Here is an 18,608-nt window from a genome sequence, read left to right as displayed (position 1 = left end):
CCCAGCGCGATGGTCGCCGACCCTCCTGAGCCGCGCGGCTGCGGTCAGCTGCGCAACTCAGGCCAGGTTCTCGATTTTCGCGGCCAGTTCGGCGCCGGTCAGGGGTTCACGGGCGATGACCGCGATGGTGTCGTCGCCGGCGATGGTGCCGACGATATAGGGCAGGGCCGATCGGTCCAGGGCGCTGGCCAGGAAATGGGCCGCGCCGGGCGGGGTCCGCAGGACCGCGATATTGCCGCTGGAATCGGTGGAGACCAGCAGATCGCCGAGGAGTTTCGCCAGCCGGCCGGTACCGCCGGTGACCCCACGGACGGGGCTGCCGTCCTCGGGGACCACATAGACACCGGCGCCGCCGTCGGCCGCGCGGAGTTTGACCGCGCCCAGTTCGTCCAGATCGCGGGAGAGCGTGGCCTGGGTGGTTTCGATCCCTTCGGCGGCGAGCAGGTTGGCCAGTTCGGTCTGGCTGCGGACCGGATGCGCGGCCAGCAGCGCGATGATCCGCGATTGCCGGCCGGCCCGGGTGGCGGCCGTGATGGGGCCGGTGGAATGTGTGCGGGCCTCGGTCATCGTCGCTGTGCGCCCTCGTGTTCCAGCAGCCAGACGATCAGGGCCTTCTGCGCGTGCAGGCGGTTCTCCGCCTCGTCCCACACCGCGCTCTGGTCGCCGTCGAGAACCTCGTCGGTGACCTCTTCCCCGCGATGTGCGGGCAGGCAGTGCAGGACGATGGCGTCGTTGGCGGCGTAGGCGAGCAGCCCGGCGTTGATCTGGTAGGGGCGGAACGGCGCGACCCGGTCCAAGCCGTCACTCTCCTGCCCCATCGAGGTCCAGGTGTCGGTAACAAGGACATCCGCCTCGTCTGCCGCGGTATACGGGTCGTCGGTGACGGCAACGCTGCCACCGGTTTCCGCGGCCCGGACCTGCGCCGCGGCGAGCACCTCGGCCGCCGGCTGGAAACCCGCAGGCGCGGCGATCCGCACATGCATCCCGGCCGTCACCCCGCCGAGCAGCAGCGAATGCGCCATATTGTTGGCTCCGTCGCCCAAATAGGTCAGCACCTGGCCTTTCGGGTCGCCTTTACGCTCGGTGATCGTCTGCAGATCCGCCAGCACCTGGCACGGGTGGAAATCGTCGGACAGCGCATTGACCACCGGGACCGTCGCGGTACCGGCCATTTCCTCGAGCCGCTGCTGGCCGAAGGTACGCCAGACGATGGCGTCGACGTAACGCGAGAGCACCCGGCCGGTATCGGCGAGGGTTTCGTCGCGGCCGAGCTGGGTGGTCTGCCCGTCGACCACCACCGCGTGCCCGCCGAGTTGCGCGATACCGAGTTCGAAGGAGAAGCGGGTGCGGGTGGAGTTCTTGTCGAAGACCACCCCGACCCCGCGCGGTCCTTCCAGCGGGCGGCGGGCGAACGGATTCTTCTTCAGTTCGGCCGCCAGGGCCAGGACCTCGGCCTGTTCGGCGGGAGTCAGGTCGTCGTCACGCAGGAAGTGCCGGACGGCGGTCGAAGCAGTCACCCCTGGGCTCCTTTCGTCTCGGCCAGTACCTCGTCGAGGATCACCGGCAGATCCAGCACCAGATTGTCGGCCTGGGTTTCGGTGAGTACCAGCGGCGGCGCCAGCCGGATGACATCGGGTTTGGCGGGGTTCACCAGATACCCGGCGGCGCGGGCGCGGGCCTCGACCTGCGGTGCGACCGGATGGGTGAGGCCGATACCGATGAGCAGGCCGGCGCCGCGCACCTCGGCGATCAGCGGATGTTCGAGGACCGCGATACCGTCGCTGAGCCGTTTGCCGACCGATTCGACATGGTCGAGCAGGCCGTCCTCGGCGATGGTGCGCAGGACTGCCAGCGCCGCGGCGGCACTGACCGGGTTACCGCCGAAGGTGGTGCCGTGCATTCCGGGCGTGAACAGATCGGCGGCGTGCCCGGTGGCCAGGACCGCGCCGATCGGCAGACCCGCACCCAGCCCTTTGGCCAGGGTCATCACATCGGGGGTGATGCCGAATGCCTGGTGCGCGTACATCTTCCCGGTCCGGCCGATACCGGTCTGCACTTCGTCCAGGATGAGCAGGGCACCGTGCCGGGCGGTGATCTCCCGGGCACGTACGAGGTAGTCCAGCGGCGGGACCACCACACCGCTCTCCCCCAGCATCGGTTCCAGGAATACCGCGGCCGTATCGGAATCCACCGCACGCTCCAGCATCGCCGCATCGCCGTAGGGCACATGCACCACACCGGGCGGCATCGGTTCGAACGGTGCGCGCTTCGACGGCTGGCCGGTGAGCGCGAGTGCGCCCATGGTGCGGCCGTGGAACGCCTCGTCGCAGGCGATGATTTTGCGGCGGCCGGTGAGCCGGGCCAGTTTGAACGCGGCCTCGTTGGCTTCCGCACCGGAATTGCAGAAGAAGGCGCGACCGTCCCCGTCACCGAAATGCGCCAACAGTGTTTCGGCGAGTTCGATCACCGGCTCGCTGCCGTACAGGTTCGAGACATGGCCGAGCGTCCCGAGCTGTTCCATCACGGCGCTCAGAATCGCCTGATGCGCGTGCCCGAGACTGTTGACCGCGATCCCGCCCACGAAATCGACATAGCGGTTGCCGTCCGCGTCGTACACCACCGCACCGTTGCCCCTGGTCAGCACGACCTCGGGGGTGGGGTAGTTACGCATCATCACATTCGACCACCGTTGCCGCAGTTGCGCAGTGTTCATGCTCTGACTCCGTTTTCCTCGTCCGCCGCCGGTGTGACCATGGTGCCTATACCTTCCCCGGTGAACAGTTCCAGCAGTACCGAATGGGGTATGCGACCGTCGATGACATGCGCGCCCGGCACACCGCCGCGCACCGCGCGCAGGCACGCTTCCATTTTGGGGACCATCCCCGAATCCAGCGACGGCAGCAGGTCGGCGAGCGCGTCCGTGTCGATCACGCTGGTCAGCGAGGAACGGTCGGGCCAGTCGGTGTAGAGGCCCTCGACATCGGTGAGGACGACCAGTTTCTCCGCGCCGATTCCTTCGGCCAGCGCCGCCGCGGCGGTATCGGCGTTGATGTTGTGCACCACGCCGTCGGCGTCGGGTGCGATGGTCGAGACCACCGGGATCCGGCCGGCGCCGATGAGATCCAGGACGGCGCCCGGATGGACATCGGTGACGTCGCCGACCAGGCCGATATCGGTGGCCGCGCCGTCGATATCGACGGTGCGGCGGGTCGCGGTGAACAGCCGGGCGTCTTCACCCGAGATTCCGACGGCATACGGTCCGTGCGCGTTGATCAGCCCGACCAGTTCCCGCCCGACCTGGCCGAACAGCACCATCCGCACCACCTCCATCACTTCGGGTGTGGTGACGCGGAAACCGCCGCGGAATTCCCCGGCCATCCCCAGCTTTTTCAGCATGGCCGAGATCTGCGGGCCGCCGCCGTGCACGACCACCGGGTGTACACCGACGGTGCGCAGGAAGGCCATATCGGCGGCGAACGCGCGTTTGAGGTCGTCGTCGATCATGGCGTTGCCGCCGTATTTGACCACGACGACCTTATCGCGGAACTTCTGCAGCCACGGCAGGGCACCGGCCAGGATATGGGCTTTGTCCAGCGCGGACAGCTGGTGGATCGCTTCGGTCATGAGCTGTAGGCCGAGTTCTCTTCGACGTAGGCGTAGGACAGGTCGGTGGTGCGGACGGTCGCGAATCCGTCGCCCAGCCGCAGATCGACCACCACATGGATATCGGCGCCGGACAGGTCGACCTCACGAGCACCCGGCGCGCCGGTGCCGTCGATGCAGACGGGAAAACCGTTGAACGACACCGAGATCACATCCGGGTTCAGCTCGAAAGGTGCGGTACCGACCGCGGCCAGCACCCGGCCCCAATTCGGGTCGGAACCGAACAGCGCCGTTTTGACCAGGCTGTCCCGGGCGATGATGCGGGCCGCGGTGAGGGCATCGTCCTCGCTGCGCGCCCCCTGCACGGTGATCAGGACGCGTTTGGTGATGCCCTCCGCATCGGCCATCAACTGACCGGCCAGATCGTCGCAGACCGCCAGGACCGCCGCCTCCAGTTCCTCCTGGCTCGGCGCGACCTCGCTGGCGCCGTTGGCCAGCAGGAGCACGGTGTCGTTGGTGGACATCGAACCGTCCACGTCCAGTCGTTCGAAGGTACGCCGGGTGGCTTTGCGCAGCACGCTGTCGAGTTGTTCCGGGGTGGCGACGGCGTCGGTGGTGAGGACCACCAGCATGGTCGCCAGCGACGGCGCGAGCATGCCCGCGCCCTTGGCCATCCCGCCCACGTTCCATTTGGCCGGGTGGTGCAGGGACGCTTCTTTCGGCACGGTATCGGTGGTCATGATGGCGTGCGCGGCGTCGGTACCGCCGGACATACCGCCGCCCATCTCGTGCACGATCTCGGTGACGGCGGGGATCAGCTTGTCCATCGGCAACCGGTCGCCGATCAGGCCGGTGGAGCACACCGCGACCTCACCGGCACCGGTTTCGGTGCCCCAGTTGCTCAGTGCGGTGGCGAGTTCCTCGGCGGTGCGATGGGTGTCCTGGAAACCCAGCGGGCCGGTGCAGGCGTTGGCGCCGCCGGAGTTCAGGATCACCGCGCGCAGCCGCCCGGATTTCAGCACCTGCTGCGACCACAGCACAGGGGCGGCCTTCACCTGGTTGCTGGTGAACACGCCCGCGGCGGCGTAATCGGGGCCTTCGTTGAAGACGAGGGCGAGGTCGGGTTTACCGCTGGCTTTGAGTCCGGCGGCGATCCCGGCCGCCCGGAAACCCAGCGGCGCGGTGACTCCCTGGTTGTGGACGAGGTTGGCGTCGGTGGTCACGGGGCCACTCCTACGGTGGGCAGCCCGGCGGTCTCGTCGAGGCCGAGCGCGAGGTTCATGGACTGCACCGCAGCGCCCGCGGTGCCCTTGGTCAGATTGTCGACGGCGCCGATCACCACCAGCCGGCCGGCGTCGGGGTCCACGGTCACCTGCAGGGTGACCGTATTCGCGCCGAGCACCGCACCGGTCTGCGGAAGGACGCCTTCGGGCAGTAGGTGCACGAAAGGTTCGTCGGCATAGGCTTTTTCGTAGACGGCGCGGGCCTGCGCGGCGTCGACTCGCACCGGGGCGGTGCAGGTGGCCAGAATGCCGCGCGGCATGGGCGCGAGGACCGGGGTGAAGGACACCCGCACCGGGTTACCCGCGGCAGCCGTCAGATTCTGCGCGATCTCGGGTGTATGGCGGTGCGCACCGGCGATCCCGTAGGCGCGGGCCGAGCCCATGACCTCCGAGCCCAGCAGGCCGACATCGAGTTTCCGGCCGGCCCCCGAGGTACCGGTGACGGCCACGATGTTCACGTCCGGATCGACGATGCCCGCCGCGACCGCGGGCGCCAGCGCGAGGCTGGCGACGGTCGGATAGCAGCCCGGGACGGCGATCCGGGTGGCGCCGCGCAAGAGTTCCCGCGCGCCCGGCAATTCCGGGAGACCATAGGGCCAGCTCCCCGCGTGGGGCCCGCCGTAGTAGCGGTCCCAGGCGGCGCGATCGGTGAGCCGGAAATCGGCACCGCAGTCGATGATCACCGTCGAATCGGGCAGTTCGGTGGCCAGTGCGGCCGACTGGCCGTGCGGCAGGCCGAGGAAGACGACGTCGTGCCCGGCCAGCTCGGCCGCCGTGGTCGGGGCAAGGATGCGATCGGCCAGCGGCAGCAGATGCGGCTGGAGCGTGCCCAGCGCGGTTCCGGCGTTGCTTCCCGCGGTCAGCGCCCCGATCTCGAGGCGCCCGGCTCGGTACTCCGGATGCCCCAGCAACAGACGCAGCACTTCTCCGCCCGCGTAACCACTGGCACCGGCGACGGCCACCCGCAGGGGCGCGGTCCGGTCGGGCATATCCGTGTGATCAGCCATGTGATGATTATGCACGATCGTGCAAGCTCATTCATCGACGGGTTCGGGGCACCCTCCCCATCATCCACAAGAAGCGCGGCACGTGCGCCCACCGAAGCCACACCGCGAGCCGAACAGCGCAGGCCGCGACGTCGAGGGCACCCGGGACGAGCCGTGCACCCGATGGTCCGATCGAGTTCGCGACCCAGCATATGCGCTAGGATTAGAACATGTGTTCGAATGGCGCGCTCAGCTCTCAGGTCCGCGCCTTGGAACGTGCCGTCGACGCGCTACTCGATATCGATCTCGACGATATGGCCGATGCCGAACTGGCCGATGCGTTGACCCGGATCGCAGCCCGCACCCGGAACCTGACCGGACTCACGGTGCGGATCAACCATCAGTACAAGAACCGGCGGGTCACCCGTATGCATCCGCCGGCCGCCACCGAACTGCCGTTTCCCACCGACGACACGACCACCACCCGACCGGCGGCAGCCGCGACGGGACAGTGCCGGGACCGATCGGGCATTGTTGCCGAAGACAACCGCAGCATCGTGGCCCGAGGAGCAACCGTGACCGCACCCCTGCGCGTGGAGCGCACCGGCGATATCGTCGTCTGGACCATCGACAACCCCGAACAGCGCAACCCGATCTCCGACGAGGCAACCATCGAAGCCCTGGAGACCGCGGTGGGCGAGGCCAACCGGGATCACTCCCTGCGCGTCGCGATCCTCACCGGCGCGGGCACGGCGTTCAGCGCGGGCGGCAATGTCAAACACATGCGCGACAAGGCCGGGATGTTCGGCGGCACCCCCGCCGAACTGCGCCAGGGCTACCGGCACGGGATCCAGCGCATTCCGAAAGCGCTGTACCACTGCGAGATCCCCACGATCGCCGCCGTGAACGGCCCCGCCATCGGCGCCGGCTGCGATCTGGCCCTGATGTGCGATATGCGCATCGCCGCCACCACCGCGACGTTCGCCGAAAGCTTCGTCCGCCTCGGCCTCATTCCCGGCGACGGCGGCGCCTGGCTGCTCCCCCGCGCCGTCGGCATGGCCCGCGCCAGCCAGCTGGCGTTCACGGGCGCGGCGATCGACGCGGCGACCGCCCTCGACTGGGGCATGGTCAACGAGGTCGTCGAAACCGATCGACTACTGGAAGCCGCCCACGGCCTGGCTGCCGATATCGCGGTGAACCCACCGCACGCGCTGCGCATGACCAAACGCCTGCTCCGCGAGGGACAGCACCAGAGCCTGGAAACCCTGCTCGAACTCTCCGCCGCCATGCAGGCGATCACCCACCACACCGCCGATCACGACGAGGCGGTCGCCGCCATGCTGGAGCGCCGCCCGCCCGGGTTCACCGGAAACTGATGATCTCCGACATACCGCTGGTCAGCGATAGGCTCATCCTGCGCGAGTTCACCAGCGCAGACGAGGAGGCAGTGCACGCCTACTGCAGCGATCCAGCGGTTACCCGTTTCACCGACTGGGGCCCGAACAGTATCGAAGATACTCGTGCATTTCTCGTAGACGCCATCGCGCAAGCCAGCACACCACAGCGGGATGAATTCACCCTCGCGGCCGTCCATCGCCGCTCCGGCAGACTCATCGGATCAGTGGCAATCGGTGTCACCAGCGTCCAGCATCGGCGAGGCGAGTTCGGCTTTGTTTTCCACCGCGATTTCTGGTCACAGGGCTACGCCACGGAAGCCTGCCGGCTACTGCTCCGGTTCGGCTTCGCTCGCCTGCAGCTACGGCGAATCAGCGCGACATGCCACCCGGGCAACCGGGCCTCAGCTCGCGTGTTGGAGAAAGCAGGTCTCGAATACGAAGGCAGGATGCGCAGCCACCTGTTCGTCCGGGGAGCATGGCGCGATTCTCTGCTGTTCGCCGCTATCGACAACACACACTGATAGCGGACGGCGACCGCTACCGCTGTCGCGCTGGGCCAGCAGCGCAGTTCGATCGGCCGAACGAGATCAGCAGGCTCAAATGTCAAGACGAGTGCATGGTGAACTCGACGGTGTACTGGACATTGCCCGGGGCAGTAGTGTGCCCGTTCGTGGCCGTGAAGTCACACTTCGCGTAGAGCTTGTAGGTCTTGTCCAGCTCCAGCCCCGTCACTACCGAATGCCACCAGTAATCGGCCGGGATCGCCGGGTGAGAATCGTGGTAGCCAGACTTGCCGTGCACCGACGCTCCGCATGACATCGGCCCTTGAATCAGACTCTGCACTTCCGAAGACAGGCGGAGCGACCAGATGAGACGGTTCCCGCCGTCGGGATGCCGGCTGGCATAGACCACGTCGCCGGTAAACGAGCCATGAGCACCGTCATAGCGATAGCGGGTGTCATTGGGATGAAAATGATAGACGCCTGGCTGTGCTGCTGCAGTCGCCGACCACCCCAGCATGGCCGCCACAACGGCCGCGACCAGGGAAACCAGGGTCAGGGCACGTGACGTTGCACCGATACCGCGCGGCTGGTGTACTCCCCCTGAGGCACGTCCTCGATCTCCGCGTCGACCGTGTCGCCCTCCCGCAGAGTCAGCACGTCGGGCTGCGCGACGCTGGACAGGTGAAACCAGGCCAGTGAGCCATCGGAGCGAGACAAGACTCCGGTGCCGTTGCGAATGTTCCAACGGTACACGGTTACCTGTTCCATGGGCAGAACCCTTTCTCTCACCGGCTTCTCCGTCCTGACACATGTTCGCATGGGAGCCGGAGAGCCGTTGCAGTCGAGCGGCACCCGCCGCCGAGCGACTGCGGTCGTCACTGTCGCCCACCCACTGCAGGTCGTCATTGATCAGCATTGCGCTTCCCCGTCCGGTCGGCCGACATGGCCGACCTTTGCTTGCCGAACTCTGGTAGATCCGAACTGATACGGGATTTGACGGCGCAATCTCTTGATCGGTTCCCCTGAGAGCAAATACTTGCGATAGGTTTCACTCCAGCCAACTTGCGCTGGCAACGGAACTCCCACGCGGACCGCTGCGAAGACGAATCAACCTCAGAGCCCGGTACTTCTACCGGGCTCTGAGGTCGTCATTCGCGTATTCAGGGGCGACCGAACTCGCCATCCTTGGCACCAGCGAGGAAAGAATCCCGCTCACCAAGGGGGGAACACCAGGGCAGAGCTGAACGCGTTCTTGGAGTACCGGATGCCGACCTGCCTGCAGTGCAGCGACACACTCGCTACCCGCTTGGCTACGGCTGCTCTTGAACCCACTCGTGCCGAGACAGGTCGGGCAGGGCCTGCTGAACGATCAGGTCAGAAATTCGGGCGGTTCTGCACCCAACGGAACGATGTGCTTCGCTGCGGGAAACTGTCCTGGTCGATCCGGTCGAGCGTAAGGGTGACCTGGTGGCCGTCCAGTTCACCGGTCAGCACGGCTCTGTCCGTGTCGGGTTGTTGGAAGCTGAGTGTGCCCAGTGGATTCCGAGCCTCGACAGTTTTGGTCATCGGCCTGTATTTCGGTGGCCCCTCGATCAGCCGGATGCGGCGGGAAGCCGCGTCCACGTCGGCGGGGACGGTTACCAGGGTGTCGTCCATTCGCTGAAATGTGAAGGTATCGGGGTAATCGAAGATCACTGTCTTCCATCGGGTTTCGTCGGTGGTCAGCGGCGGCACCGGATGTCCGTCCCGGGTGTACTCCGATACCGACCAGATGCCGTACAGGGCAGGCTTGGGGCGGTCGGGCCCGCCGGTGCGCCAGGCGTGCCAGCCGCCGTGCACAGCCGCTACGGCGATCCAGATACCGAGCGCGACCTGAATCACGGCCACGATACGGCGGGATCTCGCAGTGTGGAACGGATACGGTACGGCGGACGGACCGGCGGCGCGATTGAGCAGCAGCACTCGTGTCAGCCGCCGCGCCTCGGGCGCCAGCAGCAGCAACGACATGAGCAGAAGATGGGTGGACGAGATCTTCTCCGGCACATCGAAGGTCATGTTCAGTACGACGATCTGCAGCGTGTCGATCAGCGCCAGCAATGCGCCGAGCAGCGCGGTCCGTGGGATCAACAGCAGGATCGCCGCGGTGATCTCCGCCGCGCCGAGCAGCATTTCGTACGGCCGCGACACACCTACCTGCGACCACAGCACCGCCATCGGCGTGAAATCGCCGTATTCGGTCAGCAGCGTGGTCAGCGACGGCTCGGGCATCTGCGTCGGAATCGCCTTGGCGAAGCCGAAACTCAGCAATTGACCGGCCAGCAGTATCCGGATGACGAGCAGAAACCAGCCTGCGAGTGTGCGGTATTGCGTACGCCGCCGGTCCAGTACCGACCACACCGCTGTACCGGCCACCGCCACCACCAGGATGCAGAACAACAGCACCCAGAAGATCGCCTGGTCACCGACTCCGGTCGAATACAGCTGTACGCCGGTACCGAACACTTCCCGGCCCACCCAGTCGAGGAAGGACTGCAGTTTCCGGATGTGCCAGAACTGTGCGCCGGAACCCAGCTGCCGGCCGAGCGGGCCGGTCAGCTCGAACACGATCGGCGGAGTCAGTAGACAGAACAGGCCGAAGTACAGGAAACAGAACCGGAACGCGATGCGGGTGAGTGGATTCCACCGCACCGGTCGAGCCACCGCCAGTCGTTCGGTGACGAAAGTTTCGGTCGTCATCGTCGCATCCTCTGATCGTGTGCGGGGTCGGCATACATGGCAGGACAGCCGTGCTCGACCGCCTCGGGGCGCAGTTCGTAGTGCCAGGGCTCGTTGCGATAGATCTGGCACAGTCCGTATGCGGCGCCGTGTGCGGACAGCCACGCCGCGGCATCGGAACCGAGGTCGACCGCATCGCCGGACACATGCGCAGAAGTGTCCGCGGTGGCGACCCATCGGGCGGCCCTCTCCGCCGAGCCGTACTTCGCCACCGCGGCGCGCAGCAGCCGGTCCTGATACTCCCGGGAACGCCAGCCACTGTTGACGTGGAACTCGATGCCCTCGTCGCCTGCCTCGGCCGCCGCGGCGCGCAGGGCCGCGATCAGGTCGGGCGCGAGGTTGGCTACGCCGGGATACTCGTCGGCGAACACTGTGACGCCGTCCGGAAGGCCGCCGTCGTCCGCGGCAGCCCGGCCGCCGTGGTCACCGCCACCGCGGAGGACGGCACCGGCCAACCGCACCGGCGACGGTGCCGACTGATAGACCAGGGCGCCGGTGAGCGCGGTGACGGCGACGAGCAGGCCACTCGCCACCAGCCCGCGGGTCATCGATGGTAATCCGGTTCTTCGACTCATACCGCCAGTCAAGGCACAGCGGTGTTGCCGACCCGTATGCGTTTTCGGATACGCCGGCGATATGTGGCGCCTCGTACTATCGAGAACATGCGTGTGCTGGTCGTAGAAGACGAGCCCTACCTGGCAGAGGCCATTCGCGATGGGCTGCGACTGGAAGCGATCGCGGCCGATATTGCCGGTGACGGCGATACGGCCATGGAGTTGCTGGGCGTCAACACATACGACATAGCGGTCCTCGACCGTGATATCCCCGGGCCCTCGGGTGACGAGGTCGCCGAACATATCGTCGCGTCCGGTACCGGCATGCCGATCCTGATGCTCACCGCTGCCGACCGGCTCGACGACAAGGCCTCCGGCTTCGAACTCGGCGCCGACGACTACCTCACCAAGCCGTTCGCCCTCCGTGAACTCGTGCTCCGGCTCCGGGCGCTCGACCGCAGGCGCGTCCACAACCGGCCACCGGTGCGGGAGATCGCGGGATTGCGGGTGGATCCGTTCCGCCGCGAGGTCTACCGCGACGGTCGCTATGTGGCGCTCACCCGCAAGCAGTTCGCCGTGCTCGACGTTCTCGTCGCCGCCGAAGGTGGTGTCATCAGCGCCGAAGAGTTGCTGGAACGGGCGTGGGACGAGAATGCGGATCCCTTCACCAACGCCGTGCGCATCACCGTCTCGGCACTGCGCAAACGGCTCGGCGAACCGTGGCTCATCGCCACCGTGCCCGGCGTCGGCTACCGCATCGACCTCGGAACGTAAATGGCCAGGGCGCCGGGTGTGAGCGTTCGCCTCAAACTGACCCTCAGCTACGTCGGGTTCCTCATGCTCGCGGGCGCCCTGCTGCTGGCCGCCGTGTGGGTGTTCCTCCTGCGCGGAAGGTCGAACATCCTGTTCGCCCCCGATCTGTCCGATTTCCGCCGCGTCTTCGATCCAGGCAGCTTCGGCGCTGCCGTCTTCGTCCCGGCGGCACTCCTGGTACTGGGGTTCCTGCTGGTGTTCGGTCTCGTAGGCGGGTGGATTCTCGCCGGCCGCATGCTCGCCCCACTGCATCGAATCACCGAAGCCACCCGGGCGGCCGCGAACGGGTCGCTTTCCCAGCGGGTCCGGCTACCCGGCCGCAGCGACGAGTTCCGCGAACTCGCCGACAGCTTCGACACCATGCTCACCCAGCTGGAAGCCCATGTAGCCGAACAGAAGAGATTCGCGGCCAACGCCTCCCACGAACTGCGCACCCCGCTGGCGATCACCCAGGCACTTCTCGACGTGGCCCGTAACGATCCGGACAGCCACACCGGTGAACTCGTCGAACGACTTCGCACCGTCAACACCCGAGCGATCGACCTCACCGAGGCACTACTGCTGCTCAGCCGCGCCGACCGGCAATCCTTCACCCGAACGCACGTCGACCTGTCCCTGCTGGCGGAAGAAGCCGCCGAAACACTTCTCCCCCTCGCCGAAAAACGCGGGATCACTATCGAAACCTCCGGCGATATCACCCCGGCCGTCGGTTCACCTGCACTCCTGCTGCAGTTGACCACGAATCTGGTGCACAACGCGATCGTGCACAATCTGCCCGACCGTGGCAGCGTATGGGTCACGACCAGCGCGCACCCCGGCACGGTGGTGCTCACTGTCGAGAACACCGGCGAGGAACTCTCGCCACAGGTGGTTTCCACGCTTGTGGAACCGTTTCGCCGCGGCACCGAACGCCGGCACACCGATCACGCAGGTGCGGGGCTGGGCCTGGCAATCGTCCAAAGCATCACCCGAGCCCACAACGGAACCCTCGCCCTCGCTCCCCGGCCCTCCGGGGGGCTCCGGTGCACCGTGTACCTACCCGCCGCACCACCACACGCCGGCGACTGACCGTCACGGCTGAGAGAAGTGCCTGCTCGGGGTGCGCGAGGCCGGTGACCGATGCAGTCAGAGAGCGTGTCCGCCGGCGACCTGTAGAACCTGCCCCGTGACCCAGCGGGCCTGGTGGGAGGCGAGGTACACCACCGCGTCAGCGATATCTTCCGGCTCCCCCACCCGGCCCATCGGCACGATCTCCCGCGCTTGGGCGAGGACGTCCTCGTCCATCCAGCCGGTCTGGACGGGGCCCGGGGCAACGGCGTTCACACGGATGCCGCGCGGTGCCAGGTCCAGTGCGGTGGAGCGAGTGAGTGCTTCCAGCGCCGCCTTGGACGTGCCGTAGCCGGTCTGGCCGGGGAATGCTCGGGCGGCGTCGGTGGTGATGTTGACGATGCTCAGCGGGTCGTCTCCGTGGTGTAGTCGTGCCACCTCGGCGGTGAGGACCGCGGGCGCGACGGCGTTCACCCGATAGTGGCGCTCCATCGACGCATGGGTCAAAGTGTCGACGGTGTCCGGTGTTTCGCAGTGGGCGGCGTTGTTGACCAGGACATCGATCGTGCCGGCGCGGTCGGCGACCGCACGCACGAGCCGGGTTGCGCCGTCCGGTTCGGACAGGTCGGCGCCGACGGCGAAAGAGTCGTTGCCCAATTCCTCGGCGAGCTTGTCCGCTTCCTCCGCGGCGGGAGTGATGTGCGCCCATTCGGTGCCGATCGGAGCCGGCGGGTCCTGGTCGAGGTAGTGGATCGCTACACGCGCCCCCTGAGTGGCGAACCCGCGACTGATCGCTGCACCGATATTGCCGGAACCGCCGGTGACCAGAACGGTTCGGCCGGCCAGGTGAGTATTGATCATCTGAGTCTCCTCGGTGGTGGTTCGGCCGGCCGGCCACGGCCTGCATCGGATGTGCGGAGGAAATCCCCGTCGAACTCGCTGACGCCCTGTTCGACAACACCGAAATCTTCTACATCCCGGCTGTGTTCTGCTTCGTCTCCCTCATTGCCCGGCATTCTTTCGGCCGGGATCCGTAGTCGGCCAGGCTGCCAGGGCGCGGTCTATGGAGCGGTTCAGTTGTGCCAGTGCGGCACCGTCGCGGGCTTGAACGGACAGGCCGAACAGAACAGTGGCGTAGAAGTCGGCGAGTTCGGCGACGTCGGCGTCGACAGTGAGGTCGCCGTCGGTGATGCCGCGATCCAGACGGTTGCGTATATCTTCGACCGTTTCCCTGCGTTTTTCGGTGAGAAAGTCTCGGATCGCGGTATTGCGCGTGGTGTAGGTGGATCCGGCCAGCACGACCATGCAGCCGCGCGGCGTGGAGCCGTCGACGTAGGCGGTGGCATTGTCGCGCAGCATGGCCTCGACGGCCGCGTGGGCGGTGGGTTGCTCGCGGAGGGCTCGCTCGGTGTAGCTGCCCTCAGTGCAGCCGTACAACCCCACAGCCTCACGGAACAGCTGTTCTTTACCGCCGAACGCCGCATACAGGCTGGGAGAGTTGATTCCCATGGCGGCGGTGAGGTCGCTCATCGAGGCGCCTTCGTAGCCGTGTTCCCAGAACACCTCCATGGCGCGCCGCAGGGCGAGCGCGCGGTCGAAGGCGCGGGGTCGTCCACGTTCAGCCACGCCGTCCCTTTCTGTGTCGATCGCTAAATATACCTCTTGACGCGAGCCGGCGCAGTCTGGTTGATTCATTTATGTACTGATCGACACATAATTAGGGAGTGCAGTATGAACGACCTGACCGGCACCGTTGCCCTTGTGACCGGAGGCAGCCGCGGCATCGGCGCGGCGATCGTGCGGCGACTGGCCGCCGCGGGCGCGGATGTGGGGCTGACCTACCACACCGGCGAGGAGAACGCGCACAAAATGGTCGCCGAAGTCGAGGCACTTGGCCGTCGTGGACTGACCGTCCGGGCCGACAGTGCCGATGCGGGGGCGGCCGCCTCGGCTGTGCACCGCACCGTCGAGGAGCTGGGGCGGCTCGACATCCTGGTCAACAACGCCGGAATCTTCCCGGCCAAGCCGTTCGAGGAGTTCACGGTCGACGAGATCGACCGCGCTCTGCACATCCACTCCCGGGCACCGTTCGTCGCCGCACAGGCCGCGATGGCGCATCTGGGTGCGGGCGGCCGGATTGTCAGCATCGGCTCGAACCTGACCGACCGCGCGCTGTTCGGCGGGCTTTCGCTGTACAACCTGAGCAAGTCGGCCCTCAACGGCTTCACCAAAGCACTTGCGCGTGAACTGGGTCCGCGTGGCATCACGGTCAATCTGGTGCAGCCCGGCTCGACCGATACCGATATGAACCCGGCCGACGGCGACCACGCCGCCCAGCAGCTGCAGTTCAACCCGCTCGGCCGCTATGCCCGCCCGGAGGACGTGGCCGCCACGGTCGCCTTCCTCGCGGGCCCGGAGGGCCGATCGATCAACGGCGCCACCCTTACGGTGGACAGCGGCACCAACGCCTGATCCGTGCCGATCAGTCACCGGCACCGGAACCCATTGGGCGAGGCAGGTTCTCTCGACCTGGCCGGTCGGGCGCCGTACGGGTTCCGGGGGTGCGCCGGGCGAGGGTCGGGCGCAGCCTGCGGCCTCATGTCAGGGCCCGGTAGCCGTCATAGCGAGCGGTGAGCGCTTCGAGGTGGTGTCCGGCGTGTCGCGATGCCACAGAAGAAGGCGGGCCACGGGGCCGCCACGCAATCAAGGAGCCGCCGGGAAACCCTCCCCCTCACGGCGTATAGCCGATCCGGCAGTCACGGCACCGACGCTAGTGATGCTGCCGGTGGAGGTGGTTTCGTTGGCCCGGAAACCGGAAGTATTCGTGCGGGAGGTGACCCCGGACGAGGGTCGTCGCTTGCAGAAGATCCACAACCGGCTGCGTCCCGGCTCGAGGCCGGCGGTGGTGGTGTGCCGACACTGACAGTGCTGGACCGACTCGCGCGCGCACTCGGGGCGCGATTCTCGGTGACAGTCGGCGCCGACAACGCCGAAGAAAAACTCGGACTGATTGCCTGACAACCCCAGCACCATGCTGACGCGGCGGTACTCGGTTCACTGGCGGTGCGTGCCGGCAGTGTAATCCGAATCTCCGCCGTGACGACCGTCACGGCACCCGAGAACCTGTGGGCGTCCAGTTCAGCCGACGAGTTCGATTCTGCACGGTAGGCCGGGCGCCTTGCTCAGCTTTTCGTCGCAGGTAAGCAGCGGGATATCCAGCCGCTGCGCGAGCGCGACATACAAGGCATCGTCAAACGTGATGGTGTGGCGCAACGCCCACGCCCCGGATGCCAGCCACCCGTGATGGGCATACCGGTGGTCCACCAAGGTCCCGAGCATTCGCAAGCCGGTGGCGGCGGCCGGATCATCGATCATGCCCAGCCGCTCATGGCGCCGCAGCACGTGCCCGACCTCGACGTCGATCAGATGGGGGGCGTGGCACAGCGATGTTTCGAGTAATCGGCCGACTGCCACACCGACCGCGTCTTTGCGCAACAACGCGGTCGCCGCCGCCGAGGCATCCACCACATACTCGTCACTCGCCACGCGCGGCCCGCAGTTCGCTCACGATCGAGTCGGCATCCGCGCCCGCTCGCGTATCCTCCGCGAGCGCCTCCCGGATAGTGGCCATCGCCTCGGCCTTGGTGCGCCTGCGCGCCGAGGCGATCAGTTCCCGTCGCATATACGCCTGTAGTGACATCCCTGCGGCTTCGGCCCTCCGGCGCAGGATCTCCGCGTCCTCGTCCGGTACATCGCGAATCTGTATTGTGGCCATAGCGCTATTCTAGCGCAGCCTTGCATTCACATGGGCGCTGCCTCGGCCGCCGACCACTCCAGTACGGCCACGACGAGGGCCGCAGCCACGGTAGCTACAGTCAGGGCACGTGGCGCTGCACCGAAACCGCGCGACTGGTGTACTCCCCCTGCGGCACATCCTCGATCTCCGCGTCCACCGTGTCGCCTTCCCGCAGAGCCAGCACATCGGGCTGCGCGACGCAGGACAGGTGAAACCAGGCCAGCGAGCCGTCGGAGCGCGACAAGACTCCGGTGCCGTTGCGTGTGTTCCAGCGGTACACGGTTACCTGTTCCACGGGCACCTTCTCTCGGCGGGTCCTCGCACCGACATATGCTCGATTCGTGCGGTCAGGGCCGGTCGAAATCACCGTCCTCGGCGCAGGTAAGGAAGGCATCCCATTCGCCGGGAGCGAAGACCGAGGCGGGGCCCGCGGGGTTCTCGGAGTCCAGGACGCCGACCTGCCCGCCGTTCAGATGGGCCGCCTCGACGCCATGGTTCCCACCTGCACGACGGCTACTCTTGAACCTCTCGGCCCGAGACAGCTCGAGGGCCGTCGTGATTCACCCGTCAGGCGAGCGCCTCGTCGATGCTCTGCGCGCTGAGTGCTCGCTTGGTCCAACTACGGAGCTGAACCAGGCTTGCCGACTTGATCCGCGCGACAGCGGCCTCGGGCAGAGCACCGAACCGGTCGGTCATCAACTCGATCAACACCACCGCACCTCCCTCGGTGCGGCCTTCTTCACGGCCGCGGGCTTCGAGTCGTTCTGCCAGGGTCACTGTCGCCTCCTCTGCGCGTGGGCCGATCGTTGCCATCTTCGCAATCAGGTCGGCCGGATCAGGGTCACCGACCTTCATCACGTAACTGATCACGATCTGTAATTTCCTGGATGCGTTCGGCCCGACCTCCAAGGCGTGGAGGTCGTCTGCGAGCCATTTCATAATATCGTCTACCACGTGGTCGTTGCCCGGCACGATCTGCTGCAACATGAGCACCAACCGCGCCGCCGGAGCCAGATCGCGCTCCCGCAACCCCGGCAAGCCGAGCCGGGACACATCATCGAGTAGGAACCGGAACGCCGGTAGGAACGGCTCCATGGCCGCCTTCCCGCCGGCATCGAGATCGATGAGTTCGGTGAACTGCACCGGCGCCGACCACACGAGACCGGTGGCAGTGTTGTACACGACCAATGGGATGATCGCGGGCAGCAACCGGGCCCGTGGCCCGGGGGCCGCACCGGCATTACGCGCACGCCGACGTCCGGTCTCGTGCTCGTCGAGGTGACGCCACCAGATATTGACCATGTACTCGAGCATCCGTAAGGCCATGAACCGGTCACTGCTCGACTGGTGTTCGGCGAGAACATACAGATAGGCGGGGCGTCCGTCGAGGGTGGTGCGAAACAGCAGATCCCCGTAGCTGTTCGACAGCTCGGGGTCGACGAAGCTGGTGTCCTGCAACTCCATCTTCCCCCAGTCGACCCTGGCCGCGAACTCGGCACCGGCGTAGGCGGTGACCACCGGACGGAATTCCGAGGCGGCATCCTCGGCGTTACCGAGGAGCCCGCGAAAGAGCGAATCGTGCGGATTGAACCGCTGATCGGTCATGCCCGCGACCTTACGGACCGACACCGACAGAAAACGAACAGGCGGTCAGTACAGCGAAACACTCGGGTTGCAAGGTGCCGTTGCGAGGTTCCAGCGGTAGACGGTCACCTGTTCCATAGCGGAGCCCCTCTCTCGTCCGCTCCCTCGTACCGGACTTCCGCTGAGCATCAGATCTGTTCCGGTACGTTCCGCGGAGCATTCATGGCGATCGAAGCGACCTCCGACTCCGCTACCGGACTCGGAGGT

Annotated in this window: 22 protein-coding genes; 5 read left to right on the top strand and 17 right to left on the bottom strand. The window is 66.6% G+C overall.

All coding sequences use genetic code 11. The features are described 5' to 3' along the window. Window positions 1-57 precede the first annotated feature (57 nt). The 6 genes from ACFWPH_RS31915 to argC are packed head-to-tail and all read right to left on the bottom strand — an operon-like array spanning window position 58 to window position 5,875. Window positions 58-567, bottom strand: a complete 510-nt coding sequence (locus tag ACFWPH_RS31915; protein WP_378755960.1) for an arginine repressor — start codon at window positions 565-567, stop codon at window positions 58-60. Further along, window positions 564-1,517 (bottom strand): ornithine carbamoyltransferase, encoded by a 954-nt coding sequence (gene argF, locus ACFWPH_RS31910; protein ID WP_378755959.1) that lies wholly within the window; start codon window positions 1,515-1,517, stop codon window positions 564-566. Before argF ends, ACFWPH_RS31915 begins: the two co-directional genes overlap by 4 nt. Then, the gene (locus ACFWPH_RS31905) at window positions 1,514-2,713 is read right to left on the bottom strand and encodes an acetylornithine transaminase (protein ID WP_378755958.1); all 1,200 of its coding nucleotides are present in this window, start codon (window positions 2,711-2,713) and stop codon (window positions 1,514-1,516) included. The genes argF and ACFWPH_RS31905 overlap by 4 nt, the downstream gene beginning before the upstream one ends. Next, window positions 2,710-3,624, bottom strand: coding sequence for an acetylglutamate kinase (gene argB, locus ACFWPH_RS31900; RefSeq protein WP_378755957.1), 915 nt, complete (start codon window positions 3,622-3,624; stop codon window positions 2,710-2,712). Before argB ends, ACFWPH_RS31905 begins: the two co-directional genes overlap by 4 nt. Further along, window positions 3,621-4,826: a bifunctional glutamate N-acetyltransferase/amino-acid acetyltransferase ArgJ gene (gene argJ, locus ACFWPH_RS31895; protein ID WP_378755955.1), complete on the bottom strand. Its 1,206-nt coding sequence runs from the start codon at window positions 4,824-4,826 to the stop codon at window positions 3,621-3,623. Before argJ ends, argB begins: the two co-directional genes overlap by 4 nt. Continuing rightward, window positions 4,823-5,875, bottom strand: coding sequence for an N-acetyl-gamma-glutamyl-phosphate reductase (gene argC, locus ACFWPH_RS31890; RefSeq protein WP_378755985.1), 1,053 nt, complete (start codon window positions 5,873-5,875; stop codon window positions 4,823-4,825). Before argC ends, argJ begins: the two co-directional genes overlap by 4 nt. 572 nt (window positions 5,876-6,447) lie before the next feature. Here argC and ACFWPH_RS31885 point away from each other — a divergent pair. Both ACFWPH_RS31885 and ACFWPH_RS31880 read left to right on the top strand, forming a co-directional pair. After that, window positions 6,448-7,248: a crotonase/enoyl-CoA hydratase family protein gene (locus ACFWPH_RS31885; RefSeq protein ID WP_378755984.1), complete on the top strand. Its 801-nt coding sequence runs from the start codon at window positions 6,448-6,450 to the stop codon at window positions 7,246-7,248. Further along, window positions 7,248-7,790 carry a GNAT family N-acetyltransferase gene (locus tag ACFWPH_RS31880; RefSeq protein ID WP_378755954.1) on the top strand — a complete coding sequence of 181 codons (543 nt, stop codon included), beginning with the start codon at window positions 7,248-7,250 and terminating at the stop codon, window positions 7,788-7,790. Before ACFWPH_RS31885 ends, ACFWPH_RS31880 begins: the two co-directional genes overlap by 1 nt. Before the next feature lie 82 nt (window positions 7,791-7,872). Here ACFWPH_RS31880 and ACFWPH_RS31875 read toward each other — a convergent pair whose 3' ends face one another. The 4 genes from ACFWPH_RS31875 to ACFWPH_RS31860 form a co-directional block, all read right to left on the bottom strand. Then, the gene (locus ACFWPH_RS31875) at window positions 7,873-8,298 is read right to left on the bottom strand and encodes a hypothetical protein (RefSeq protein ID WP_378755953.1); all 426 of its coding nucleotides are present in this window, start codon (window positions 8,296-8,298) and stop codon (window positions 7,873-7,875) included. Window positions 8,299-8,324: 26 nt separating this feature from the next. Next, window positions 8,325-8,540: a hypothetical protein gene (locus ACFWPH_RS31870; protein WP_378755952.1), complete on the bottom strand. Its 216-nt coding sequence runs from the start codon at window positions 8,538-8,540 to the stop codon at window positions 8,325-8,327. A gap of 606 nt (window positions 8,541-9,146) precedes the next feature. Further along, window positions 9,147-10,508 carry a DoxX family protein gene (locus ACFWPH_RS31865; RefSeq protein ID WP_378755951.1) on the bottom strand — a complete coding sequence of 454 codons (1,362 nt, stop codon included), beginning with the start codon at window positions 10,506-10,508 and terminating at the stop codon, window positions 9,147-9,149. After that, window positions 10,505-11,122, bottom strand: coding sequence for a D-alanyl-D-alanine carboxypeptidase family protein (locus ACFWPH_RS31860; RefSeq protein ID WP_378755950.1), 618 nt, complete (start codon window positions 11,120-11,122; stop codon window positions 10,505-10,507). Before ACFWPH_RS31860 ends, ACFWPH_RS31865 begins: the two co-directional genes overlap by 4 nt. 87 nt (window positions 11,123-11,209) lie before the next feature. Between ACFWPH_RS31860 and ACFWPH_RS31855 the strand changes: the two genes are divergently transcribed. Together ACFWPH_RS31855 and ACFWPH_RS31850 are read left to right on the top strand one after the other, a co-directional pair. Continuing rightward, window positions 11,210-11,875: a response regulator transcription factor gene (locus ACFWPH_RS31855; RefSeq protein WP_378755948.1), complete on the top strand. Its 666-nt coding sequence runs from the start codon at window positions 11,210-11,212 to the stop codon at window positions 11,873-11,875. Continuing rightward, the gene (locus ACFWPH_RS31850) at window positions 11,876-12,982 is read left to right on the top strand and encodes a sensor histidine kinase (protein WP_378755947.1); all 1,107 of its coding nucleotides are present in this window, start codon (window positions 11,876-11,878) and stop codon (window positions 12,980-12,982) included. It abuts the gene before it with no gap. Window positions 12,983-13,039: 57 nt separating this feature from the next. Here ACFWPH_RS31850 and ACFWPH_RS31845 read toward each other — a convergent pair whose 3' ends face one another. Further along, window positions 13,040-13,822, bottom strand: a complete 783-nt coding sequence (locus tag ACFWPH_RS31845) for an SDR family NAD(P)-dependent oxidoreductase (protein WP_378755946.1) — start codon at window positions 13,820-13,822, stop codon at window positions 13,040-13,042. Between the two features lie 141 nt (window positions 13,823-13,963). Next, window positions 13,964-14,656: a TetR/AcrR family transcriptional regulator gene (locus ACFWPH_RS31840; RefSeq protein ID WP_378755945.1), complete on the bottom strand. Its 693-nt coding sequence runs from the start codon at window positions 14,654-14,656 to the stop codon at window positions 13,964-13,966. A gap of 36 nt (window positions 14,657-14,692) precedes the next feature. Between ACFWPH_RS31840 and ACFWPH_RS31835 the strand changes: the two genes are divergently transcribed. Next, a complete protein-coding gene (locus tag ACFWPH_RS31835; protein WP_378755943.1) occupies window positions 14,693-15,433 on the top strand; it encodes an SDR family NAD(P)-dependent oxidoreductase in 741 nt (246 codons plus the stop codon). A 666-nt stretch (window positions 15,434-16,099) separates the two neighbouring features. Here the strand turns inward: ACFWPH_RS31835 and ACFWPH_RS31830 are convergent. The 5 genes from ACFWPH_RS31830 to ACFWPH_RS31810 all read right to left on the bottom strand — a co-directional run bounded on the left by ACFWPH_RS31830 (window position 16,100) and on the right by ACFWPH_RS31810 (window position 18,362). Then, entirely contained in the window at window positions 16,100-16,486 is a 387-nt protein-coding gene (locus tag ACFWPH_RS31830) for a type II toxin-antitoxin system VapC family toxin (RefSeq protein WP_378755941.1), read from the bottom strand. 10 nt (window positions 16,487-16,496) lie between these two features. Continuing rightward, entirely contained in the window at window positions 16,497-16,736 is a 240-nt protein-coding gene (locus ACFWPH_RS31825) for an antitoxin (RefSeq protein ID WP_378755940.1), read from the bottom strand. 100 nt (window positions 16,737-16,836) lie between these two features. Continuing rightward, window positions 16,837-17,052, bottom strand: coding sequence for a hypothetical protein (locus ACFWPH_RS31820; RefSeq protein ID WP_378755939.1), 216 nt, complete (start codon window positions 17,050-17,052; stop codon window positions 16,837-16,839). Between the two features lie 52 nt (window positions 17,053-17,104). Then, on the bottom strand, window positions 17,105-17,299 hold the full coding sequence (locus tag ACFWPH_RS31815) for a DUF397 domain-containing protein (protein WP_378755982.1): 195 nt from the start codon (window positions 17,297-17,299) through the stop codon (window positions 17,105-17,107). Window positions 17,300-17,324: 25 nt separating this feature from the next. Beyond that, a complete protein-coding gene (locus ACFWPH_RS31810; RefSeq protein WP_378755938.1) occupies window positions 17,325-18,362 on the bottom strand; it encodes an Rpn family recombination-promoting nuclease/putative transposase in 1,038 nt (345 codons plus the stop codon). Window positions 18,363-18,608 lie beyond the last annotated feature (246 nt).

It is taken from the genome of Nocardia sp. NPDC058499, from assembly GCF_042719915.1.
Taxonomy (GTDB): domain Bacteria; phylum Actinomycetota; class Actinomycetes; order Mycobacteriales; family Mycobacteriaceae; genus Nocardia.
Note: the sequence above shows the minus strand (reverse complement) of the source record. Positions and strands in the feature narration are given on the sequence as shown.

Excerpts from the sequence above, each read along its gene's own strand:
- ACFWPH_RS31860 (WP_378755950.1), bottom strand. The coding sequence starts at position 11,122 with ATGAGTCGAAGAACCGGATTACCATCGATGACCCGCGGGCTGGTGGCG.
- ACFWPH_RS31850 (WP_378755947.1), top strand. The coding sequence starts at position 11,876 with ATGGCCAGGGCGCCGGGTGTGAGCGTTCGCCTCAAACTGACCCTCAGC.
- ACFWPH_RS31865 (WP_378755951.1), bottom strand. The coding sequence starts at position 10,508 with ATGACGACCGAAACTTTCGTCACCGAACGACTGGCGGTGGCTCGACCG.
- ACFWPH_RS31835 (WP_378755943.1), top strand. The coding sequence starts at position 14,693 with ATGAACGACCTGACCGGCACCGTTGCCCTTGTGACCGGAGGCAGCCGC.
- ACFWPH_RS31870 (WP_378755952.1), bottom strand. The coding sequence starts at position 8,540 with ATGGAACAGGTAACCGTGTACCGTTGGAACATTCGCAACGGCACCGGA.
- argB (WP_378755957.1), bottom strand. The coding sequence starts at position 3,624 with ATGACCGAAGCGATCCACCAGCTGTCCGCGCTGGACAAAGCCCATATC.
- ACFWPH_RS31845 (WP_378755946.1), bottom strand. The coding sequence starts at position 13,822 with ATGATCAATACTCACCTGGCCGGCCGAACCGTTCTGGTCACCGGCGGT.
- ACFWPH_RS31825 (WP_378755940.1), bottom strand. The coding sequence starts at position 16,736 with ATGGCCACAATACAGATTCGCGATGTACCGGACGAGGACGCGGAGATC.
- argC (WP_378755985.1), bottom strand. The coding sequence starts at position 5,875 with ATGCCCGACCGGACCGCGCCCCTGCGGGTGGCCGTCGCCGGTGCCAGT.
- ACFWPH_RS31905 (WP_378755958.1), bottom strand. The coding sequence starts at position 2,713 with ATGAACACTGCGCAACTGCGGCAACGGTGGTCGAATGTGATGATGCGT.
- ACFWPH_RS31880 (WP_378755954.1), top strand. The coding sequence starts at position 7,248 with ATGATCTCCGACATACCGCTGGTCAGCGATAGGCTCATCCTGCGCGAG.
- ACFWPH_RS31915 (WP_378755960.1), bottom strand. The coding sequence starts at position 567 with ATGACCGAGGCCCGCACACATTCCACCGGCCCCATCACGGCCGCCACC.
- ACFWPH_RS31855 (WP_378755948.1), top strand. The coding sequence starts at position 11,210 with ATGCGTGTGCTGGTCGTAGAAGACGAGCCCTACCTGGCAGAGGCCATT.
- ACFWPH_RS31810 (WP_378755938.1), bottom strand. The coding sequence starts at position 18,362 with ATGACCGATCAGCGGTTCAATCCGCACGATTCGCTCTTTCGCGGGCTC.
- ACFWPH_RS31840 (WP_378755945.1), bottom strand. The coding sequence starts at position 14,656 with ATGAATCAACCAGACTGCGCCGGCTCGCGTCAAGAGGTATATTTAGCG.